The sequence below is a fragment of the Leifsonia sp. AG29 genome, from assembly GCF_009765225.1.
Classification (GTDB): domain Bacteria; phylum Actinomycetota; class Actinomycetes; order Actinomycetales; family Microbacteriaceae; genus Leifsonia.
Map to the genome: position 1 here is coordinate 1,801,826 of NZ_VMSF01000001.1, position 21,871 is coordinate 1,823,696.

22 protein-coding genes are annotated in these 21,871 nt (G+C 69.2%); 7 read left to right on the top strand and 15 right to left on the bottom strand.

The window, feature by feature from the left end; genetic code table 11:
• Positions 1-19: 19 nt before the first annotated feature.
• From FPT20_RS08700 to aroC, 5 genes are read right to left on the bottom strand one after another with little or no spacing between them, the layout of a single operon-like run.
• A complete protein-coding gene (locus tag FPT20_RS08700; RefSeq protein ID WP_158864442.1) occupies positions 20-463 on the bottom strand; it encodes a type II 3-dehydroquinate dehydratase in 444 nt (147 codons plus the stop codon).
• Positions 460-843, bottom strand: a complete 384-nt coding sequence (locus FPT20_RS08705) for a hypothetical protein (RefSeq protein WP_158864444.1) — start codon at positions 841-843, stop codon at positions 460-462. Before FPT20_RS08705 ends, FPT20_RS08700 begins: the two co-directional genes overlap by 4 nt.
• Complete coding sequence (gene aroB, locus FPT20_RS08710; RefSeq protein WP_158864446.1) at positions 840-1,925, bottom strand: 3-dehydroquinate synthase; 1,086 nt, start codon at positions 1,923-1,925, stop codon at positions 840-842. Before aroB ends, FPT20_RS08705 begins: the two co-directional genes overlap by 4 nt.
• A complete protein-coding gene (locus tag FPT20_RS08715; RefSeq protein ID WP_158864448.1) occupies positions 1,922-2,434 on the bottom strand; it encodes a shikimate kinase in 513 nt (170 codons plus the stop codon). The genes aroB and FPT20_RS08715 overlap by 4 nt, the downstream gene beginning before the upstream one ends.
• Complete coding sequence (gene aroC / locus FPT20_RS08720) at positions 2,427-3,635, bottom strand: chorismate synthase (protein WP_158864450.1); 1,209 nt, start codon at positions 3,633-3,635, stop codon at positions 2,427-2,429. The genes FPT20_RS08715 and aroC overlap by 8 nt, the downstream gene beginning before the upstream one ends.
• A gap of 147 nt (positions 3,636-3,782) precedes the next feature.
• Between aroC and FPT20_RS08725 the strand changes: the two genes are divergently transcribed.
• From FPT20_RS08725 to FPT20_RS08740, 4 genes are all read left to right on the top strand, one after another.
• Positions 3,783-5,657: an alpha/beta hydrolase gene (locus FPT20_RS08725; protein WP_158864452.1), complete on the top strand. Its 1,875-nt coding sequence runs from the start codon at positions 3,783-3,785 to the stop codon at positions 5,655-5,657.
• A gap of 83 nt (positions 5,658-5,740) precedes the next feature.
• On the top strand, positions 5,741-6,193 hold the full coding sequence (locus FPT20_RS08730) for a hypothetical protein (RefSeq protein WP_158864454.1): 453 nt from the start codon (positions 5,741-5,743) through the stop codon (positions 6,191-6,193).
• Entirely contained in the window at positions 6,160-6,756 is a 597-nt protein-coding gene (locus FPT20_RS08735; protein WP_158864456.1) for a hypothetical protein, read from the top strand. Before FPT20_RS08730 ends, FPT20_RS08735 begins: the two co-directional genes overlap by 34 nt.
• The gene (locus tag FPT20_RS08740) at positions 6,753-7,319 is read left to right on the top strand and encodes a hypothetical protein (RefSeq protein ID WP_158864458.1); all 567 of its coding nucleotides are present in this window, start codon (positions 6,753-6,755) and stop codon (positions 7,317-7,319) included. Before FPT20_RS08735 ends, FPT20_RS08740 begins: the two co-directional genes overlap by 4 nt.
• Before the next feature lie 49 nt (positions 7,320-7,368).
• On the opposite strand, the gene FPT20_RS08745 is transcribed toward FPT20_RS08740, so the two are convergent.
• From FPT20_RS08745 to FPT20_RS08780, 8 genes are all read right to left on the bottom strand, one after another.
• Entirely contained in the window at positions 7,369-8,496 is a 1,128-nt protein-coding gene (locus FPT20_RS08745; RefSeq protein WP_158864460.1) for a shikimate dehydrogenase, read from the bottom strand.
• The gene (mltG, locus tag FPT20_RS08750) at positions 8,489-10,054 is read right to left on the bottom strand and encodes an endolytic transglycosylase MltG (protein ID WP_233265452.1); all 1,566 of its coding nucleotides are present in this window, start codon (positions 10,052-10,054) and stop codon (positions 8,489-8,491) included. Before mltG ends, FPT20_RS08745 begins: the two co-directional genes overlap by 8 nt.
• Positions 10,044-10,511 (bottom strand): Holliday junction resolvase RuvX, encoded by a 468-nt coding sequence (gene ruvX / locus FPT20_RS08755; protein ID WP_199245725.1) that lies wholly within the window; start codon positions 10,509-10,511, stop codon positions 10,044-10,046. The genes mltG and ruvX overlap by 11 nt, the downstream gene beginning before the upstream one ends.
• Positions 10,512-10,515: 4 nt before the next feature.
• Positions 10,516-13,173, bottom strand: coding sequence for an alanine--tRNA ligase (gene alaS, locus FPT20_RS08760; protein WP_158864464.1), 2,658 nt, complete (start codon positions 13,171-13,173; stop codon positions 10,516-10,518).
• A 60-nt stretch (positions 13,174-13,233) separates the two neighbouring features.
• Positions 13,234-13,425 (bottom strand): hypothetical protein, encoded by a 192-nt coding sequence (locus FPT20_RS08765; RefSeq protein ID WP_158864466.1) that lies wholly within the window; start codon positions 13,423-13,425, stop codon positions 13,234-13,236.
• A 105-nt stretch (positions 13,426-13,530) separates the two neighbouring features.
• Positions 13,531-13,941: a DUF948 domain-containing protein gene (locus tag FPT20_RS08770; protein WP_158864468.1), complete on the bottom strand. Its 411-nt coding sequence runs from the start codon at positions 13,939-13,941 to the stop codon at positions 13,531-13,533.
• A 151-nt stretch (positions 13,942-14,092) separates the two neighbouring features.
• On the bottom strand, positions 14,093-14,716 hold the full coding sequence (rpsD, locus tag FPT20_RS08775) for a 30S ribosomal protein S4 (RefSeq protein ID WP_158864470.1): 624 nt from the start codon (positions 14,714-14,716) through the stop codon (positions 14,093-14,095).
• A gap of 175 nt (positions 14,717-14,891) precedes the next feature.
• A complete protein-coding gene (locus FPT20_RS08780; protein WP_158864472.1) occupies positions 14,892-16,232 on the bottom strand; it encodes a replication-associated recombination protein A in 1,341 nt (446 codons plus the stop codon).
• 160 nt (positions 16,233-16,392) lie between these two features.
• Here FPT20_RS08780 and FPT20_RS08785 point away from each other — a divergent pair, with 160 nt between their 5' ends.
• The 3 genes from FPT20_RS08785 to FPT20_RS08795 all read left to right on the top strand — a co-directional run bounded on the left by FPT20_RS08785 (position 16,393) and on the right by FPT20_RS08795 (position 19,235).
• The gene (locus tag FPT20_RS08785) at positions 16,393-17,208 is read left to right on the top strand and encodes a peptidylprolyl isomerase (RefSeq protein ID WP_158864474.1); all 816 of its coding nucleotides are present in this window, start codon (positions 16,393-16,395) and stop codon (positions 17,206-17,208) included.
• Between the two features lie 78 nt (positions 17,209-17,286).
• The gene (locus tag FPT20_RS08790) at positions 17,287-18,516 is read left to right on the top strand and encodes a DUF349 domain-containing protein (protein WP_199245727.1); all 1,230 of its coding nucleotides are present in this window, start codon (positions 17,287-17,289) and stop codon (positions 18,514-18,516) included.
• A gap of 107 nt (positions 18,517-18,623) precedes the next feature.
• Entirely contained in the window at positions 18,624-19,235 is a 612-nt protein-coding gene (locus FPT20_RS08795) for a type IV toxin-antitoxin system AbiEi family antitoxin (protein WP_158864475.1), read from the top strand.
• Here FPT20_RS08795 and FPT20_RS08800 read toward each other — a convergent pair.
• Positions 19,205-21,451: a RelA/SpoT family protein gene (locus tag FPT20_RS08800; protein WP_158864476.1), complete on the bottom strand. Its 2,247-nt coding sequence runs from the start codon at positions 21,449-21,451 to the stop codon at positions 19,205-19,207. The two genes, FPT20_RS08795 and FPT20_RS08800, sit on opposite strands and share 31 nt — an antisense overlap.
• A gap of 66 nt (positions 21,452-21,517) precedes the next feature.
• The gene (locus tag FPT20_RS08805) at positions 21,518-21,868 is read right to left on the bottom strand and encodes a rhodanese-like domain-containing protein (RefSeq protein WP_158864477.1); all 351 of its coding nucleotides are present in this window, start codon (positions 21,866-21,868) and stop codon (positions 21,518-21,520) included.
• Positions 21,869-21,871 lie beyond the last annotated feature (3 nt).

Genomic DNA, 21,871 nt, shown 5'->3' on the forward strand with positions numbered 1-21,871 from the left:
CCCCAGAAGATTCTAGACGTCAGCGACCGATTCGGCGAATGTGTGCGAGGGCCAGCCGGTACGAGCCGAAGCCGAATCCGGCGATCACTCCGCTGGCGACGGCGCTGATCACGCTCGTGTGGCGGAACTCCTCCCTGGCGTGCGGATTCGACAGGTGCACCTCGATCACGGTCCCGCCCGACTTCGTGACGAGCGCGACGGCGTCGCGCAGCGCGTACGAGTAGTGCGTCCAGGCGCCGGCGTTCAGGATCACGGGGTCGCCGGAGTCGGCCGCCTCGTGCAGCCAGCCGAGCAGGGTCGCCTCGTCGTCGGTCTGACGCACGTCGACGGTCAGCTCGGGGGCGTCGTCGGCGAGCAGGGATCGGAGGTCGTCGAGCGTGCCCGAGCCGTAGACGTCCGGCTCCCGGGTTCCGAGTCTCCCGAGGTTCGGGCCGTTGAGGACCAGGACGGTCGCGGTGTTCACTCCTCGCCCTCCTTCAGCGGACGAACCCGGACCGCGGACCACGTGTCGTCCACGGCGATGTTGCTGACCCCTCGCCAGCCGAAGGCGCGCGCCTCACCCGCGACCACATCGCGGTTGACATCGGCGCGGCCTCCCTTCGGGTAGACGACCCACACGGCCTTCGCGCTTGCGAGCACCGGAAGCTGCTCGGCGTAGCGGGCCTGGAGCTCCTCCTTGGTGCGCACGAAGGTGGCGACGACAGCGGCGCCGGAGACATCCGTCTCCGAGCTGCCCGCGGGCGCGTCGCCGAGAACGGCGCGCTCGTCGTCCCCCGCGCCGACGACGGCGAACGCATCGCCGGCTTTCACCTGGAACCTGTCGAGGGCCGACTTCGCGGTCATGAACCCACCTCCTGGTAAGCGGCGAACAGCAGGCTCTGGTCCGGGCCGGCCAGCACCGTCGGCCGGGCCACGTCGTCGAGCACGATGAAGCGCAGCATACTGCCTCGCGCCTTCTTGTCGCGCTGCATGGTGGCGAGGAGGGTCTGCCAGCGCCCGAGCGGATAGCTCGTCGGGAGGGTCAGCGACTCGAGGATGCGCCGGTGCCGGTCCACGGCCTCGTCGCCGAGGCGCCCGCTGAGGCGGGCGAGTTCGGCGGCGAACACCATGCCCACCGAGACGGCGGCGCCGTGCCTCCACTGGTATCTTTCCGCATGCTCGATGGCGTGTCCCAGGGTGTGGCCGTAGTTGAGGATCTCGCGCAGTCCCTGCTCGGTGAAGTCCTCCCCCACGACCCGGGCCTTGATGCCGATCGAGAGCTCGACCAGGCGGCGGAACTCGGGAGTGGAGGGGTCGGTCGCCCGGTCGACGTCGCGCTCGATGATGTCGAGGATCTCCGGCTCGGCGATGAAGCCGTATTTCACGACCTCCGCGAATCCGGCCAGGATCTCATTGCGCGGCAGCGACGTCAGGGTGTCGAGGTCGCAGACGACCGCGGACGGCGCGTAGAACGCTCCGACCAGGTTCTTGCCCTCTGCAGTGTTGATGCCCGTCTTGCCGCCGACGGCCGCATCGACCATCCCGAGCAGTGTGGTCGGCACCTGGACGAGCTTCACGCCGCGCAGCCACGTCGCGGCGACGAACCCCGCGAGGTCGGTCACGGCGCCGCCGCCGAAGCCGACGACGGCGTCCGACCGCGTGAAGTCCGCCTGGCCCATGATCTGCCACAGGAACGAGGCGACCTCGACCCGCTTCGCCGCCTCGGCGTCCGGCACCTCGGCGAGGAGGACCTCGTAACGGCCGCTCAGGCTCTCGCGGAGCTCGGCGGCCGCGGCGCCGAGCGTCGGCGGGTGCACGACGAGGACCTTCGCGACGGCGGTGCCGAGGAGCGGCTCCAGGTCGAAGCGGAGACCGCGGCCGATCAGCACCGGGTACGGGTGGTCGCCGCTCACCGTGATCTCGGTGGGGGCTTGGGCGTCGGTCATGCGTCGTCCTCCTTCGGGGATTCCACCCACCGGGCGATCTCCTCCACGATGGTCTCGATGGGCCGCGACGACGTGTCCGCCGTGTACCCGGCCAGCGAGTGGTAGATCTCGCTGCGCTCGGCGAGGAGGCGCTTCCACGAGTCGAGATCGGTGATGAGCGGTCGTTTGCCGTTCGTGATGCGGGAGGCGATTGCCTCCGGCCGGACTGTCAGGAGCACCACCCGCTTGCCGTCGAGGTCGGCGCGGGTCTCCGGGTCCAGGATGGCTCCCCCGCCGAGCGAGACCACCGCGGGGCGATGAACCGCCTCGGCGACGGCCGAGCGCTCGAGCGCGCGGAAGTGCGGCTCCCCGTGCTCGGCGAAGATGGCAGCGATCGGTCCGTGCTCGGCCACCACCATCGCGTCGGTGTCGACGAAGGGCAGGCCGAGCCTCTTGGCGAGCCGCTTGCCCACCCGCGTCTTGCCTGCCGCGGGCGGCCCGATGAGAACGACCGTCACCGGCTCAGGCATACGGCGCGCTGACGCGCTCCGTCGCGAGGTTCTCCGGGATCGCCTCCAGGTAGCCACGCAGGTTGCGGGCCGTCTCGCGGATCGAGTCGCCCCCGAACTTCTCGAGGACGGCGTTGGCGAGGACGAGCGCGACCATGGCCTCGGCGACGACGCCGGCGGCCGGGACGGCGCAGACATCGGAGCGCTGGTGGTGCGCAGGCGCGGCCTCCGAGGTGGCGACGTCGACGGTCCGCAGCGCGTGCGGCACGGTCGCGATCGGCTTCATCCCGGCGCGGACGCGGAGCACTCCCCCGGTGCTCATGCCGCCCTCGGTGCCCCCGGCGCGGTCGCTGGTGCGGGAGATGGTGCCGTCCTCGGCGACGAGCTCGTCATGAGCCTCGGAGCCGCGTCGGGTCGTCGTCAGGAAACCGTCGCCGACCTCCACGCCCTTGATCGCCTGGATACCCATCAGCGCCGCCGCAAGCTGCGCGTCGAGGCGACGATCCCAGTGCACGTGCGAGCCGAGCCCAGGCGGGAGGCCGTACGCGAGCACCTCCACGACGCCGCCGAGCGTGTCGCCGTCCTTGTGGGCGGCGTCGACCTCCGCCACCATCCGCTCGGAGGTGGCGGGGTCGAAGCACCGCAGCGGATCGGCGTCGAGCGCATCGACATCGGCAGGCTTCGGGAGGGGCGAACCATCCGGGACGCGGACGGGCCCGATCGCCAGGGTGTGGCTCACGAGCGTGATGCCGAGCTCTCCGAGGAACGAGCGAGCCACCGCGCCGAGGGCGACCCGCGCGGCCGTCTCGCGGGCGCTGGCGCGCTCCAGCACGGGGCGCGCCTCGTCGAACCCGTACTTCTGCATCCCGACGAGGTCGGCGTGACCCGGGCGTGGACGGGTGAGCGCGGCGCCGCGGCCGCTTTCGAGCTTCTCCGGGTCGACCGGCTCGGCGCTCATCACGTCAACCCACTTCGGCCACTCGGTGTTGCCGATGCGCAGCGCGATGGGGCTGCCGAGGCTGAACCCGTGACGGACTCCGCCCGAGATGTCGAGGGCGTCCTGCTCGAACTTCATGCGCGCACCGCGGCCGTACCCGAGCTTGCGCCGCGCGAGATCGGCGCAGATCGCATCGAGCGAGACCGGAACCCCGGCGGGGAGCCCCTCCAGGACGGCGATGAGTTCGGGGCCGTGGGATTCCCCGGCCGTGAGCCAACGAAGCATGAATCGATTCTGGCACAGGGCGCGCGCGGCCCCGGGTCGCATGACAGCCGCATCCTGGCGGCGAAAGATCTCTGCTATTGTCAAATTTCACATATCAATTCGAGTTGCGTCCACATCCGTGGTGACGGCACGAAGGTGGTGAGCTTCTTGAGCTTGATCTACGACGCGCGCGATTCGAAGCGTGTCATCGACGCGCTGTCGGCCAACCTCGACAGCGCCGCGTCGGTGCTCGCTCAGCTGGAGCTTGCGCGCCGTCACCTCGACTCCGTTCTGGGCACCGGCGAGCTATCGGGCCAGGCCTACTCCGCGGTCGGTCTGCTCTTCACGGAGGTCATTGGGCCCTGCATCCAAGATGCGAAGAGCCAGATCGACAAGACCCGGGAGGACCTCGAGAAGTACGAGTGGGAAGACTCCAAGGTCAGTCGCTTCGGTGTGCTGAACGAGGACGCTCTCGCGGTGCAGTTGTCGGCAACGAGGCGCCAGCGGGATGCGACGGAGCGCCTCATCGAGGTGAACCGCGAAGCGGCCACTGCGCTAGCTGCTTACCCGGCAATGGGCGATGCCGTGCGGCTGATCAACCGTGGCTTGGAGGTGGTGCTGGAGGGCCTGGAGAAAGACATCCGAGATCTGGACGACAGGCTCGCAGCTTTGGAGGCGTTCGCGGTCGGGACCCGGGGGTTGTTCAAGACCGATTTCTCCACCGGCATGACGCGCTCGCTGGTTACGGCATTGAGATCGAGCAGCAGCTCACTGACAGCGAACGCGTCGCCCGACGCGAACGTTTCACAACTGATGAGCCTCCTCGCTCTCTTCGGCCCGGAGCAAGTGGAACTGCTCCTGAACCGCAACCCGGAGCTGGCCCAGCTCTTCTGGGACAACCCTCCCTCGGCCGAAGCCGTCGCGACCTGGTGGAAGGCTCTCAGCCCCGATGCGCGCGAGAAGTGGTGCCAGGCGGCGCCTACGATCATCGGGAATCTCCCCGGCCTGGACGCGGACACCCGCATCCACGCCAACACGATCCAACTGAAACGCGACCTGTACGACGGCAGCATCGACCCGAACTCTCCCCGCGGCATCCTCCTCAGAGACATCCTCAAGGCCCTCGACGTGGAGAAGTACTCGGGGCCGGCACTGGACTACGAGAGGCTGGCAAAGGAAGGAAAGACTCCACGCGGGCTGTTGGCGTACAACTCCACGCGTACGCCACCGTTGGCGGCGGTCGCGATCGCGGAAACCAGCGCAGAGAAATCAGGAAAGGTGACCTGGGCAGTTCCCGGCATGAACAGCGGGCTCGGCGAACCCGGCCGCCTCGCCGGGTGGACGAACGCCGCCGCGAAGCTCCACAAGGCACAGAACGAGCTTGAACCCGGCGTGCCGCATCTCGTTGTCGCGTGGATAGGGTACGCACCCCCGACCTTGGACCAATCGGTGATTCAGGGAGACCACGCCAGAGCAGGGGCGGCCCGCTTGACCAAGGAACTGGACGGGCAGTGGGCTGCGAGTTCGATCGTGAGCGGGAACCCACACCCGTTCACAGCGGTGGTCGGTCACTCGTATGGGACCACGGTGGCCACCAATGCAGTGAACGGAAACGGACCTCTCTCGCGGAACGTGCAGTCGGTTGTGTTGCTGGCCTCAGCGGGAGTGGAGAGAAGCATCCCAACCGCGGATTCGTTAGCCGTGGACGGCGGCGCTGGCCGGGTCTACGCGTCACAGTCCTCCCGGGACGAGGTTGCGGACGCCGGCCGTGACTTGTCCCGGCGGGGCGATCCCCGGGATGGATCGTTCGGTGCGAAGGTGTTCTCCTCCGATGGGGACACCGCTCAGCTATACCAGCCGACGGACGGGCACGATGCGATCGGCTACGGGAAGGACCGTGGCGGGCCCTGGATCTTCGCTCACGCCACGGCCGGGCACGGCTATCTAGACGCGGGGACCGAAGCTCTGAAGAACACTGCCGCCGCTGCGCTCGGGCTGGACCACGAGATCAATGGTGGCACGTGGCAAGGCAATAACCGATGATGTCTACTCGCCGTATCCACGCGACCATCACCGTAACCATGCTGACGTTCGCACTCAGCGGATGCGCGCAATCAGGAGGAATCATGACCAACTCTGGCGATCAGGTGGCTGTCCCCCCGGCGGAGTTCTCCACTAAGACCGACCGGCAAACTCTGGACGAGGCCCTGGGCCACACCGACGACCTTGTCCAGCTCCTCGGCGGAGAATGGTACGCCGGATCCGGGACCGTATTGTTTGACCGCGCGGACCACACGGGTTGGTCTTACGGCCCTTGCGGCGCGGTGAACACTAACCAATACTCGATCAGTGTTCGCCAGGTCACCCCTATCGCAGACCCGCTGGCGAACATCGAGCAGGTCCGACAACACTGGACGGGCCTCGGCTACATCCCCCGCCAAATCGGACCGGCCGAAGCCAGCGAATCGAAGATCACCGAAATCGTCGTCGACCTTCCCTTCGGTGCACGCCTCGGCTTCGTCGCCAGCACACAAATGATGTCCATTTGGACCGAGAGCGAGTGCATCAAAGAGCACTGACGACGACCCGGAACTCCGCACGAATCACAAGCTTCACTCGCCGGATCCTCGCGACCATCACGGCAGCGGTTGCGGCGTTCGCCGTTGCCGGGTGCATGCAATCAAGAGGAATCATCACCAACCCCGGCGATCAGGTCGTCGTCCCTCCGGCGGAGTTCTCCACCAAGACCGACCGGCAAACGCTGGACGACGCTCTGGCGCACACCGACGACCTGGTCCAGCTCCTTGGTGGAGAGTGGCTGGACAGCCATGATCGCCCGTTCGCGGTGACCAACCAGATCAACTGGTCCTACGGGCCGTGCGGCGCGGTGGGCACCAACCAGTACTCGATCAGTATTCGACAGGTCATCCCGATCGCGGATCCGTTGGAGAAGATCGAGCAGGTCCGGCAACACTGGAAGAGCCTCGGCTATAGGGTCCGGCAAATCGGACCAGCCGAAACGAGTGAAACGAAATTCACCGAAATCGTCGTCGACCTCCCTTTCGGTGCATCCCTGGGGTTTCTCGCCAGCACGCAGATGATGGGGATCTCCACCCAGAGCGAGTGCATCAAAGAGCAATGACAGCGCCCAGGAACACCGCACGAAATCGGGGCTTCCCCCTCCGGATCCTCGCGACCATCACCGTAACCTTGCTGACGTTCGCGCTCAGCGGGTGCACAGTAGCGGAAGTAATCACCACCAACGCTGGCGACCAGGTGGTCGTGCCCCCGGTGGAGTTCTCGACCAAGACCGACCGGCAAACCCTGGACGACGCGCTGGCCCACACCGACGACCTCGTCCAACTCCTCGGCGGAGAATGGCTGGACAGCCATACACGCCCGTTTGCGGTGACCAACCCGCTCAACTGGTCGCACGGCCCCTGCGGTGCGGTCGGCACCAACCAATACTCCATCTACGTCCAGCAGGTCACCCCGATCGCGGACCCGTCGGAGAAGATCGAGCAGGTCCGACAACGCTGGAAGAACCTCCACTACAGGATCCGCCAAATCGGACCGGCCGGAACCGACGAGGAGAAGTGCACCGAGATCGTCGTCGACCCTCCCTTCGGTGCAGGACTGGGCTTCAACGCCAGCACGACAGGGATGGGCATCTCCACTGACAGCGAGTGCATCATCGAGCAATGACGGCGCGACGGACGTGGAAGGCCACGCCACCGAGCGGGGAAGACTGCGGTCAGAGCTCCAGCAGCGACCCGTCGGCGTCGAGACCGACCGCAGCGAGCATCGCCTCCAGCACACCCTCCTCATCGGGGAGCGGCTGGAGCGGGTCGCCCGCCACGAAGATGCGGACCTGCAGGAGGGCCTGATGCACGAGCATGGCTAGCCCCGACACGACACGGCCGTCGACAGCCAGCCACTGACGCGCGAGCGGCGTGGGCCACGGCTCGTAAGCGACGTCGAGGAGCAGGGCGCGCCTCCTTGTGGAATCGGTGTACACGGCCTCTGTGACGGCGCCCCCGGGCAGAGTGCTGATGACGAGCTGCGGGACGTCGAGGGCGCGGTCCGCCTGGGCGAAGGGCCGGATGCGGACACGCAGCCCGAGCTGGTGCGCCAGCGGTTCGAGCCAGACGCTCCGCTCCAGATCCCGGACGTGGATGTCGACCTGCTCGGCCCCCAGCTCGGCTGCCGCCACCAGCGCGGATGCCGCAGTCGCTCCGCCGCCGAGGATGTGCGCGAAACGGACTTCGCCTAGTCCTGCCGCGCGCAGCGCGCGCACGATTCCCGCCACATCGGTGTTGAACCCGCGGACCGCGTCGTCCTCGAGCAGGACCGTGTTGGCCGCGCCCGTCTGCTCCGCGACACGGTCGACCTCGTCAAGCAGCGGGAGGACCGTTTTCTTGAGCGGCATCGTCAGGGAGAGCCCACGCCACTCTGGCCCGAGGCCCTCGATGTAGGCGGCGAGCCCGTCCTCGGAGATCTGCACAGCCTCGTACGACCAGTCGAGCCCGAGGGCGTCGTACGCGGCGCGATGGAGATTCGGTGAGCGGGAGTGGTCGATCGGCGACCCCAGCACGGCGAGGCGCCGGCTCGGTTCGCGGAGCGTTTCCGAGGCCTCGTCCGCGTTCGGCTCTTCGCCCGCGGTGCCAGCTACGGACTCGTTGTTCGGTTCCTCGGCCGTGACCGACTCATCGTCGGCCGGTTCCTCGCGCTCAATCGCCGCCTCGGCCTCATCAACAGCCTGCTCCTCGGCTTCGGCCTCGCGCTCCGCCTCGACGAGCTCGGCGATCATCGCCTCCGCGGAGGCCTCGCTCACGCCGTCCTGCTCGGGGAGCGGATCGCGCTCCGCGCGGGCCTCATCCATACCCGGGGTTGTCCTTCATCCACTGCTGCCACTTCTCGACCGCGGCCTGGTGCTCCGCGTCGGTGGTCGAGAAGATCGTCTCGCCCGTCTTGAGGTTCCAGGTCACGAAGTACATCCACGGGCCGTCGGCCGGGTGCTGCGCCGCATTGATGGCCAGGTCACCCGGATTCGAGATCGGCCCGACGGGGAGCCCGGAGTGCACGTACGTGTTGTAGGGGTTCCCCGCGTCCGCGCGCTCGGCGTCAGTCGTCGTCACTCGGTCCGTGTGGCCCGTGCCGTAGGCGACGGTCGCATCCGACTGGAGGTCCCAGCCCTGTGCCAAGCGGTTGAGGAAGACCCGGGCGACCTTGGGGTAGTCGTCCTTGAGGCCCGCCTCCTTCTGAACCACCGACGCAAGCACGACGGTGTTCCAGCGGTCGGCCGGGGCGACGCCGGCCTGGTCGAGCGCCTGGAACATCCGGTCGACCATGGTCTTGATGGCGTCGTGCGCCGAGATACCCGGGGCGAAGGTGTACGTCGCCGGGAACAGGAAACCCTCGAGCGTCTTCGCCTGCGCCGGGACGCCGAACTGGGCCGGGTTGGCCGCCTGGGCTTGCAGGTCCGCGAGCGGGAGCTTCGTGGCGGTGGCGACGGTCTGGAGGATGTCCTTCTCGACCGTTCCCTCCGGGATCACCGCGGTGTTCTCGACGCGAGCGGAGGGATCCTGCAACGCGACCAGGGCCGCCTGCGCACTCATCTGCTTGGCGAGCTTGAAGACGCCCGGTTGGAACTGCACCTCCGGCTTCTGGCGGAGCAGCAGGGTGTAGAAGGCCTCGGAGGTCTTCACGACGCCCGCCTTGTGGAGGTTCGCGGCGATCGCGGACCCGTCGTCGCCCGACTTGATCGTGAACAACACCTGGCCGCTGCCCGAGCCCTTGTAGTCGTCGTCCGGCGGGAACAGCTTCGCCGCGATCTTGGCGACCTGCGGCTGGAAGATCGCATACGCGCCTCCGGCCATTCCACCGAGCAGCGCGAGGACGACGACGGTGACGACGAGCCGCTTCACCCAGCGACGCTTGCGGCGAGGGGGCTCCTCGTGGGAGAGGTAGTGCTGCTGGCGCCAGGCGAGGGGCGATTCCACCTCGGCGTCGAGCGTGTCCGTGTCCTGATCTTCCAGCACGCCGAACAGAGTACGCGCCGGGTTGTCGTGGCGCGAGTGGAGGCCCTCCTGCGTCCCGTGCCGCGCGGCGGCGCCGACGGGCTGGCGCTCCTCGACCTGGGCGATCGGGCCCGTGATCACGGCGTCGAAGTCGAGACCGGCCAGCGTCTCGGCGTCCGTGGCCGGCGCGGATTCCGGCGCGCCATCCACCGGCCGCGCCGACTCTGCCGCCGGCTCGGCAGCCGGGCCGGCGCTCGAGCGAGGCGCGGAAGCCGACTCCGCCTGCGGACGCCCGGCGGCGCGCTCCTGCTCCTCCTGGAGCCGGCGGGCCTCGCGTCGCGTCAGCGGCTGCCGGTTCACGGCCGGGAACACCGGCGGCTGCGGCCTCTCCTGGGGGTTCTGCGACAAACTACGGTCCAATGCTCGTTTCGACGGGGTCGCCCGGCGGGCGGCCGGTGGCTCGCTCCGCGTCGAGGGCGTGCTGCAAAATTATCGTGGCCGCCACCTGATCCACCACCGGTCGGGCCTTCTTGCTGTTCTTCCCGGAGGCCCGGAGCGCGGACGACGCGGACATGGTGGTGAGTCGCTCGTCGACCATCCGGACAGGCACGCCGACTTCGCCGGCGAGTGACCGGGCGAAGGCCACGGCGTCGTCGGTGGAGGCGGTGCGGGCGCCCGAGAGCGCCAGCGGCAATCCGACGATAACCTCGACGGCCTCGAGTTCGTCCACGATCCGGGCGATCCTACGACGATCCGCAGCGTCTTCGGAGCGAGCCACGGTTTCCACCGGGGTGGCGAGCATGCCGTGGAGGTCGGACCGGCTCACGCCGATCCGCACCTTGCCCACGTCGATCCCGATCCGGACGCCCATCCGCACGCGGCTATCCGATCGCCGAGACGACGGCCCCCAGCGCGGCCGGGATCGCCTCGGGGTCGGTGCCGCCGCCCTGTGCGAGGTCGGCCTTGCCGCCGCCGCCGCCTCCGAGCACGCCCGCGGCGGTCTTCGCCAGCGCACCCGCGTTGGCGCCGGCGTCTCGCGCCGCCTGGTTCGTCGCGACGATGACGACCGGCTTGCCCGCCGCTCGTGCCGCAAGGGCGACGACGGCGGGGTCGGAGCCGAGCCGCTCGCGGACCGTCGTCACGAGCAGGCGCAGGTCGTCGGCCGAGTTGAGGGTGCCGGCGTCCTCGGCGATGACGGACATGTCACCGCGCCGGGTCGCCGCCGCCAGAAGCGTCGGGACCTTGTCGAGCACCGCCCGCGCCTCGAACGCCTGGATCCGCTTCTCAGCGGCCTTGAGGCTGGCCATCAGATCGGCGATCTTCTCGGGGAGCTGCTCCCGCGGCGTCTTCAGCGAGCTCGAGAGCTGCGATACGATCGTCCGCTCGACGGCGAGGTCGCGGAACGCCTCCAGACCGACGAGCGACTCCACGCGGCGGTTCGTCGAACCGACCGACGACTCGCTGACCAGGTTGATCATGCCGATCTCCGCGCTGCTCGCGACGTGCGTTCCTGCGCACAGTTCGCGCGACCACGGACCGCCGATGTCGACGACCCGCACGACGTCGCCGTACTTCTCGCCGAACAGGGCCATCGCGCCGAGCGCCTTCGCCTCGGCGAGGGGCAACTCGCGGGTGGTGACCTCGAGGTTCTCGCGGATCGCGTTGTTCGAGATCTCCTCGATCTCGCTCCGGGTCTCCGCCGAGAGGGCCTGGTTCCACGAGAAGTCGAGCCGGAGATAGCCCGCCTTGTTGTAGGACCCCGACTGGTGGGCGTTCGACCCGAGCACCTGGCGGAGCGCGGCGTGGATGATGTGCGTTCCGGAGTGCGCCTGGCGCGCCCCCCGCCGGTACTCGCGGTCGACGAGGCTGGTCGCCGGGGCGCCGACACCGACCTCGCCGCTGCGGACGAGGACCTTGTGGCTGATGAGGCCCTTCACCGGCTTCTGGACGTCCAGCACGTCGAGCTCGTAGCCGGGCCCGACGATGGTGCCCGCGTCGGCGTCCTGACCGCCCGACTCGGCATAGAGCGCGGTCGCTCCGAGGATGATCTCGGCGACCTGCCCCTCCGTCGCCTTTCCGACCGACTGCCCGTCGACGATCAGGCCGAGCACGCTCGACTCGGTCTCGAGTTCGGTGTAGCCGGTGAAGACCGTCTCGCCCTGCGACCGGAACGCGCTGTAGACCGAGAGATCGGCCAGAGCGGTCTTCTTCGCCTTCGCGTCAGCCTTGGCCCGGGCGCGCTGGTCGGCCATGAGCCGGTCGAAGGCGGTGCGATCGACGCTGAGGCCGGCCTCCTCCGCCATCTCGAGCGTCAGGTCGATGGGGAAGCCGTAGGTGTCGTGGAGCAGGAAGGCGGTGTCGCCCGCGAGCTCCTTCCGCCCCTCCTTCTGCGTGTTCGCGACGGCCGTGTCGAGGATGCTCGTGCCCGCGGTGAGCGTGCGGAGGAAGGTCTCCTCCTCCGCGTAGGCGAGCTGCGAGATCCGCTCGAACTCGGTCTCGACCTCGGGGTACGCCGCCTTCATCGCATCACGCGAGACCGGGAAGAGCTCGGGGAAGGTCGCGGTCTCGACGCCCAGGAGGCGCATCGCGCGCACTGTGCGGCGCAGCAGCCGGCGGAGGACGTACCCGCGGCCTTCGTTGGACGGCGTGACACCGTCGGCCATCAGCATCAGCGCGCTGCGGACGTGGTCGGCGACGACGCGCAGCCGCACGTCGTCGTCGTGCGCCTCGTTGCCGTAGGGCTTCTCGGCCAGCTCCGCCGCCCGGTCGAGCACCGGGCGCACCTGGTCGATCTCGTACATGTTGTCGACGCCCTGCTTGATGAAGGCGACGCGCTCGAGGCCCATACCGGTGTCGATGTTCTTCTTCGGCAGGTCGCCGAGGATCTCGAAGTCCTTCTTGCCGGTTCCCTCGCCGCGGAGGTACTGCATGAAGACGAGGTTCCAGATCTCGACATAGCGGTCGTCGTCGGTGGCGGGGCCGCCGTCGGCGCCGTACGCCGGGCCGCGGTCGAAGAAGATCTCCGAGCACGGGCCGGCGGGACCGGGCTGTCCGGTCGACCAGTAGTTGGTGTCCTTGCCGAGACCCTGGATGCGCTCGTCGGGGAGGCCCGAGACGCGACGCCAGATCTCACGCGCCTCGTCGTCCTCCTCGTAGACCGTCACCCAGAGGTCCGCCGGGTCGAACCCGAGGCCGCCGTCGTCCTCGGAGGTGGTGAGCAGATCCCAGGCGAAGGTGATCGCCTGCTCCTTGAAGTAGTCGCCGAAGGAGAAGTTGCCGCACATCTGGAAGAACGTGCCGTGCCGGGGCGTCTTGCCGACCTCGTCGATGTCGAGCGTCCGGATGCACTTCTGCACGCTCGTCGCCCGCGGGAAGGGCGCGGGCACGACCCCGGTCAGGTACGGCACGAACGGGACCATGCCGGCGACGGTGAAGAGAAGGGAGGGGTCGTCGCTGACGAGGGAGGCGGAGGGGACGACGGTGTGACCGCGCCGGGCGAAGAAGTCGAGCCAGCGGCGGTGGATTTCAGCAGTCTGCATGGGTTCCGGTCGGATCGTGGTGCGGGGGGTGTGCGGTGATCGGGGCGGACGCGAGGGGCGTCACTCGCCGTCGATGGCGGAACGGAGCTCCGCCTCGCGCTGGCGGTAGCCGTCGGAGACGGCGTCGGTGAAGTCGCGCGCCTTCCTGTCGAGCGAACTGAAGAACTCGCGACCCTTGGGCGTCTCGTTCACCTGGTGCGCGACGACGAAGCCGATGGCGACGCCGACGACGAGCCACAGGAAGCTCTTCATGCTGGTTCTCCCTCTCTGGATGACGTGCGCGCAGGTCCCGGCGCCGAGGCTCTCGGAGGGGGCGGCGCATTGATCGGCCGCGCCTCCTCGATCACCTCGGCAAGTCTAGTGCGGCGACCTTGAGCCCTTCCGGGACTTCGCCGACCGTCGGTCGCGAGCGCCCTTCGCCGGTGCGGCGGCGGCGAAGGCCGCTCTCACGGCGGCGCTGAAGCCGGCCAGTTTGATCAGAGGGCCCCCGACGGTCGCCGCGAACAGCGCGACCAGTGCGGAGACGTTGCCGGTGACGTCTGCCACGTTCCGCGTGATGACGTCGACCCGTGCGAGCTGCTTGTTCGTCTCCTGCAGGGTCGTCGCGGTCTCGTCGAGGATCGGCGTGATACCGTCGCTCGCCTCTTTGATCGCCTGGCGGGTCTGGTCGAGCACGCGCCCGAGTTTGAGCAGCGGGACGGCGATGAAGCCGACGAGGACGGCGAACACGGCCGCCGCGATCAGTCCCGCGATGTCTCCTCCGGACACGTCCGTCTCCCTTCATTCCGCCTTGGGCATACTCCGACCAGCGTAGCCCCGACGGGCGACCCCCGCGCGGCGCGCTCGCCCGGGTCGGCCCGGACATGCGAAACGGGGCCGCGGCCGAAGCCACGACCCCGTCCCGGAGTCTCGCGAGACCTCAGCGGGCCGCGTAGTACTCGACGACCAGCTGCACCTCACAGGTCACGGGGACCTCGGCGCGCTTGGGGCGACGGACCAGGCGGGCCTGGAGCTTGTCGAGCTCGACGTCGAGGTAGCCCGGGGTCTTCGGCAGGACGTCGACGTGACCGCCGGCCGCCGCGACCTGGAAGGGCTCGGTGCCCTCGGAGCGGGCCTTGACGTGGATGAGCTGGCCCGGCTTCACGCGGAAGGACGGACGGTCGACGAGCTTGCCGTCGACGAGGATATGACGGTGCACGACGAACTGGCGCGCCTGCGTGATGGTGCGGGCGAAGCCGGCACGGAGCACGAGGGCGTCGAGACGCATCTCGAGGAGCTCGACCAGGTTCTCACCGGTCAGGCCCTGGGTGCGGCGGGCCTCCTCGAAGGCGATGCGGAGCTGCTTCTCGCGGATGCCGTACTGGGCGCGCAGGCGCTGCTTCTCGCGCAGACGCACCGCGTAGTCGGAGTCGGCCTTGCGCTTGGTGCGGCCGTGCTCACCGGGGGCGTACGGGCGCTTCTCCATGTAGCGCGCGGCCTTCGGGGTGAGCGGGATGCCCAGGGCCCGCGACTCGCGGGTCTTGCTGCGGGAACGTGAAGACACGGTTTCCTTTCGGTGTTCTCTCTATCGGTCAGGGATGCGGGCACACGTGTTCGCCCGCAGAGAGAGGGATTGGTGCCGGGGACACCCGGCTACAGGGCTGGTCCCGTCGAGAGCGTGGTCACGGCAGCCGCACCACGAACACGCTTCTAGGCCCGTCGATTCTAGCAGATCGCGGTCAGCGCCCGCGCACGATGCGGCGCAGCTTGGCCAGGCGCGCGGAGACGTCGCGTTCGTTGCCGTGCTCGGTCGGCTCGTAGTAGGTCGCACCGGCCAGTTCGTCGGGAAGGTACTGCTGTTCCAGCACGCCGAGCGCGTCGTCGTGCGGGTACTTGTAGCCCTTGCCGTGCCCGAGCCGCTTGGCTCCCGCGTAGTGGGCGTCGCGCAGGTGCTTGGGCACCCGCCCGATCCTCCCGGCGCGGACGTCGGCGATCGCGGCGTCGAGCGCCCGGTAGGAGGCGTTCGACTTCGGCGCCGTGGCCAGGTGGACGACCGCCTGAGCCAGCGGGATCCGCCCCTCCGGCATGCCGATGTACTGCACGGCGTCGGCGGCGGCGATGGCGACGACCAGGGCCTGCGGGTCGGCCATGCCGATGTCCTCGGAGGCCAGGACGATGATCCGCCGGGCGATGAACCGCGGGTCCTCCCCCGCCTCGATCATGCGCGCGAGGTAGTGGAGGGAGGCGTCGACGTCGGAGCCGCGGACCGACTTGATGAACGCGCTGATGACGTCGTAGTGCTCGTCGCCGTTGCGGTCGTAGCGCAGCAGCGCTCGATCCACCGCCTGCGCCACGAGCTCGGCCGTGATCAGCGGCTTCTTATTCGAGGTGGCCGGCGTCGACGAGTCCGCCGTCACCGAGGCGGCCTCGAGCGCGGTCAGGGCCCGCCGGGCGTCGCCGCTGGCCAGTCGGATCAGAGCGGCCCGCGCCTCCGGATCGAGCTGGAAGCGGCCCGCGAGTCCGCGCTCGTCCGCCACCGCCCGATCGATGACGGTGCCGAGATCGTCGTCGCTGAGCGTCTCGAGCGTGAGGAGCAGGCTCCGCGACAGCAGGGGGGAGATCACCGAGAAGGACGGGTTCTCGGTCGTCGCCGCGACGAGGATCACCCAGCCGTTCTCGACGCCGGGGAGGAGCGCATCCTGCTGGGCCTTGGTGAAGCGGTGGATCTCGTCGAGGAAGAGCACCGTGGAGATGCCGTAGAGGTCTCGCGTCGAGAGCGCCTCCTCCATGACGAGCCGGACGTCCTTGACGCCGGCCGTGACGGCCGAGAGCTCGACGAAGCGGCGCCCCGACGAATGCGCGATCGCCTGGGCGAGCGTCGTCTTGCCGGTGCCCGGCGGGCCCCACAGGATGACGGACACCGATCCCGACTGCCCGGATTGGTCGGAGGCGAGAGCCACGAGCGGGGACCCCGGCTTCAGCAGGTGGCGCTGACCGGCGACCTCGTCGAGCGACTTCGGGCGCATGCGCACCGCGAGCGGAGTCGCTCCCGTCCGGAGCCCTGGTTGCACGTCGACCACGCGACAAGGCTAGTCGCAGCCGCTGACATCCCTCGGGAGAGCATGGCGCGGGAACGCCCGGCGCGACTTGGAACGCCAGGGACGCGGCCGATAGGGTTCTCCAAGATCCGCGGGTGCGTCCCCGCGCGACTCCCCCGCACGAACCGCCCGGAGGACATCGGTGGCACCCAGCAGGCAGAACGATCGCGAAGCCCGGCAGGCCCGGGAGCGGCTCCGCGCCTACCAGGCACGGCAGACGGTCCACGAGCGCAAGCTGCAGCGCCGGCGCCGCGACAACTGGATCGCCGGCATCGCGACGGTCGTGATCGTGGCGCTGGCCGTGGCGACGCAGCTCCTCTACTTCTCGGCCGGGCCGGGTGCCGCGAAGGCGTCGTCGTCCGCCTCCCCGTCCGCGACCCCGTCGTCCTCCCCCACGCCCTCGCCCGCGGCCACGGGGGCGAACTCGGGCAACGTGCCGTCGAAGACCATCGCGGGCGACCGCACCTGGTCCGGCACGCTCACGATCAACGGCATCCCGCTCGCGGTGTCCCTCGACGGCAAGGCCGCTCCTCAGGCGGTGTCGTCCACCATCGCGCTCACGCAGAAGAAGTTTTACGACGGCCTCAGCTGCCACCGGCTGACCACCGACGGCATCTGGGTGCTCCAGTGCGGCGACCCGGAGGGCGACGGCTCGGGCGGCCCCGGGTACTCCTACGGCCCGGTCGAGAACGCCCCGGCGAACGGGACCTACCCGGCCGGCACGCTCGCAATGGCCCGTCAGCCGAACAACGGGTACAGCCAGGGCAGCCAATTCTTCATCGTCTACAAGGACAGCCCCATCCCCTCGGACCCGGCCGGCGGGTACACCGTCATCGGGAGGGTGACGAGCGGGCTCGACAAGCTCGTCAGCACGGTCGCCGACAAGGGCGTCCAGGGAGGCGGGACCGACGGCAAGCCCGCGGTGAGCACCCGGATCGACAGCTTCACGCTGCAGTGATCGCGGGCTGTGCAATAGGCTGATCCCCGACGCCGGGCGCCCATCCCGCCCGGCCAGCGCAGCAGCAAGGTGAGGCTCTTGGCTACTTCTGATCAGCACCCCTGGGGTCGTGTCGACGAGACCGGGACCGTGTTCGTCCGCGAGGGCGACGGCGAGCGCGCCGTCGGCCAGTACCCCGATGGGACCCCGGAGGAGGCGATCGCCTACTTCGAGCGCAAGTACACGGATCTCGCGGGTCAGGTCTCCCTCCTCGAGCAGCGGGCCCGCCGCGGCGCCCCCGCGCAGGATGTCGCCAAGTCGGTCGCCAACCTCCGCAGCGCCGTCGAGGGCGCGAACGCCGTCGGCGATCTCGCGTCCCTCCTCAAGCGGCTCGACGCGCTCGGGGGCACGGTCGAGGAGCTCACGGAGCAGCAGAGCGCCGAGGCCCGTGCGGCTCTCGAGCAGGCTGTCGCGGAGCGCACCGCGATCGTGGAGGAGGCGGAGGCCCTCGCCGCCCAGGACCCGGCCCGGACCCAGTGGAAGCAGACGAGCGCTCAGCTCGACGCGCTCTTCGCGCGTTGGCAGTCGCACCAGCACGACGGCCCGCGGCTGCCCAAGAACGAGGCCAACGAGCTCTGGAAGCGCTTCCGCGCGGCGCGGTCGACGATCGAGCACAACCGCAAGGCGTTCTTCGCCGAGCTCGACAGCCAGCACCGCGACGTGCGCACACGCAAGACTCAGCTCATCGAGGAGGCCGAAGCGCTGATCCCGCGCGGCGCCGACGGGGTTCCCGAGTACCGCCGCTTGCTCGACCAGTGGAAGCTCGCCGGACGCGCCGGCAAGAAGAACGACGACGCCCTGTGGGCTCGTTTCAAGGCCGCCGGCGACGCGATCTACTCGGCCAAGGCCGAGGTCGACGCCCGCGACAACGAGGAGTACGAGGCCAACCTCACGGCCAAGCTCGCCCTTCTCGAGGAGGCGGAGCCGCTGCTCAAGGCCACGGACCGCGAGTCCGCCCGGGCGCAGCTCCTGTCCATCCAGGAGCGATGGGACGCGATCGGGCGTGTTCCGCGCGACCAGGTGCGGCCGATCGAGGACCGCCTGCGCCGGGTGGAGGCCGCCGTGCGTCGTCTGGACGAGGAGCACTGGGAGAAGAACAACCCCGAGAAGAAGGCACGCTCGGAGGGTCTGGCGAGCCAGCTCAACGCCGCGATCGCCAAGCTCGAGCAGGAGCTCGAGGAGGCGAAGGCGAGCGGTGACGCCCGCAAGGTGAAAGAGGCGCAGGAGGCGCTCGACGCCCGGCGCGTGTGGCTCGACGCCCTGCGCTGATCCGCGACTGAGGGCCTCACTGCCCCACAGCCCGCTGACCGTTCCCGGTTCTCCACCGGTCGTCCGGCCGGCTCCCACCGGAGCGCCGGCGGTCCGAGGCTGGAGGCATGACCACCGCTGCACTGCATCCGCCCCTCCTCGACAGCCACGCCATCCCGCTCGCCGAGCTGCTCTCCATGTGGCTCGACGGCGACGTCTACCGCGTCGGGGAACGGTTCTCGCCCCTCGACCTGCCCGAGACCGCCGAGATCCGCGCAGCGGCCTTCGCCGCTGACGCGCTGCACGAGGTCGTAGCCGATCGCGCCTCGGCCTCGTGGATCCACGGTGCGCGACCGACCTCGCCGCGCCGGTGGCAGGTGTGCGTGCTGCCCGGCCGGCGAGGTGGGCGCCTCCCTCCCTGGTACGACTCCCGGCAGCGCAATCTCGCCGCCGACGATGTCACTCAGGTCGCCGGCATCGCGGTCACCACTCCCCTGCGCACCGCCTTCGATCTCCTCGTCGACGCCGACCGGTTCGGCCGGAGCGAGTCGTGGGAGGTGCGGTGGCTGCTGCACCTCGACGACGCGACCCCGTTCACGCTCCGCCGGCTGCTCGGGCGCAGCCGCGTTCCCGGCATCGAGCGAGCGCGCGCGAGACTGGACCAGGTGGAGCTGGCACGGCTGCCCGGAGGCTCGGACCTCTCGGAGCGTCAGCCGCCGTTGACGCGATACACGTCGTAGACCGCGTCGATGCGCCGCACCGCGTTCAGGACGCGGTCCAGGTGCGTGGTGTCGCCCATCTCGAAGACGAAGCGGCTCAGCGCGAGTCGATCGCTCGACGTCGTCACCGTCGCAGACAGGATGTTCACGTGGTGCTCCGAGAGCACGCGGGTGACGTCGGAGAGCAGGCCGGACCGGTCGAGCGCCTCCACCTGGATCTGGACAAGGAAGACGCTCTTGGAGCTCGGAGCCCACTCGACCTCGATCATGCGATCGGGCTCCTGGAGCAGCGACTGGACGTTGTGGCAGTTCGCCTGGTGCACGGAGACTCCCTGTCCGCGCGTGATGAACCCCACGATCGGATCGCCCGGGACCGGCGTGCAGCACTTGGCCAGCTTGACCAGGATGTCGGGGGCTCCTCGCACCAGCACCCCCGAGTCGCTGTTCCGGAGCTGCTTGCGGGCCTTGACCGGGAATTCGATCTCGCCGTCCGACTCCACCTCGGTCTGCAGCGAGGCGACGATCTTCTCGATCACCGACTGGGTGGAGATGTGCCCCTCGCCGACGGCCGCGTACAGGGCGGAGACGTCGGGGTGCTTCAGCGACGAGGCGACCTCGACGAGCGCATCCTGGGTCATCAGCTTCTGCAGCGGGAGGTTCTGCTTGCGCATCGCGCGCGCGATCGCGTCCTTGCCCTGCTCGATGGCCTCGTCGCGCCGCTCCTTCGTGAACCACTGGCGGATCTTGTTCCGCGCGCGGGGGCTCTTGACGAAGTTCAACCAGTCCTGGCTGGGGCCCGAGTCCGGGTTCTTGGAGGTGAAGATCTCGACCACGTCGCCGGTCGACAGCGTGCTCTCGAGCGGGACGAGGCGTCCGTTGACCTTGGCGCCCATCGTCCGGTGGCCGACCTCGGTGTGCACAGCGTAGGCGAAGTCGACCGGCGTGGCGCCCGCCGGAAGGCCGATCACCCGGCCCTTCGGGGTGAAGACGTAGACCTCTTTGGCGCCGATCTCGAATCGGAGGGAGTCGAGGAACTCGCTCGGGTCGGCGGTCTCGGCCTGCCAGTCGGAGATGTGCGCGAGCCACGCGAGGTCGGTGTCCGTGTTCGACGGGCCGCCGGAGCTCTTTCCGGTCGTCTGCTCCTTGTACTTCCAGTGCGCCGCGACACCGAACTCGGCGCGCTGATGCATCTCCTCCGTCCGGATCTGGATCTCGACGGGCCGGCCCTGGGGGCCGATGACGGTCGTGTGGAGGGACTGGTACAGATTGAACTTCGGGGTCGCGATGTAGTCCTTGAAGCGCCCCGGCATCGGTGTCCAGCGGGCATGGATCTGGCCCAGGACCGCGTAGCAGTCGCGCACGGTGTTCACCAGCACCCGGATGCCCACGAGGTCGTAGATGTCGTCGAACTCGCGGCCGCGGACCACCATCTTCTGGTAGATCGAGTAGTACTGCTTCGGCCGGCCCACCACCTTGCCACGGATCTTGGCCGACTTGAGGTCGTCGTTGATGGCGTCGATCACCTGCTGCACGAGCCGTTCGCGCTCGGGCGTGCGCTGCTTCACGAGGCTCTCGATCTCGGCGTACAGCTTGGGGTACAGAACGGCGAACGACAGGTCCTCGAGTTCCCACTTGATCGCCTGGATGCCGAGGCGATGAGCGAGCGGCGCGTAGATCTCGAGGGTCTCCGTCGCCTTGCGGGTCGCCGACTCGGCGGGCACGAATCCCCAGGTCCGGGCGTTGTGGAGGCGGTCGGCCAGCTTGATGATCAGGACGCGGATGTCCTTCGACATCGCCACGATCATCTTCCGCACGGTCTCGGCCTGCGCGCTGTCCCCGTACTTGACCTTGTCGAGCTTGGTGACGCCGTCGACCAGCATGGCGATCTCGTCACCGAACTGGTCGCGCAGCTCGTCGAGCGTGTAAGCGGTGTCCTCGACGGTGTCGTGGAGGAGCGCCGCTGCGATGGTCTTGGCTCCGATGCCGAGGTCGGCGATGATCTGCGCGACCGCCACGGGGTGCGTGATGTAGGGCTCCCCCGACCGGCGCTTCTGGCCGGCGTGCGCCTTCTCGGCGACGGCGTACGCCCGCTCGATCAGCGAGAGATCCGCCTTCGGGTGGTGCATCCGCACGGTACGGATCAGCGTGTCGACGGCTCCCGCCGGCTGAGCGCGGGAGAAGATCCGGGGCACGAGGCGGCGCAGCGAGGCCGACTGCGGTGTCGTCGTGTCAACCATCTGCGCCTCCTGTCGTCTATTATCACCGTTCCCGATCACCGTTCGGTCACGGCGACGGCAAGCGGGCTAGACGATCGCTCCTGGCGTACCGTCGTCGCGGACGACCGGTGCGCCGATCGACTGCCAGGCGGCCATCCCGCCCGCGACGTTCGCGGCCGGATAGTCGGCCCGCGAGAGCGCATCGGTGACGAGGCGGGATCGGCCGCCGACGTGACACACGACGAGGATCTGCGCGTCCTCCGGCAGCTCGTCCTTGCGGAGCTCGAGTTCCCCGAGCGGGATGTGATGCGCACCGGGCGCATGCCCCGCCTGCCACTCGTGCGGCTCCCGCACGTCGAGCAGCCAGGCCTCTCCGGCCTCGACGAGCTCCCGGGCACGCGCGGCCGTGACCTCGTCCTCCGCCAGATAGGGGCTCATGCT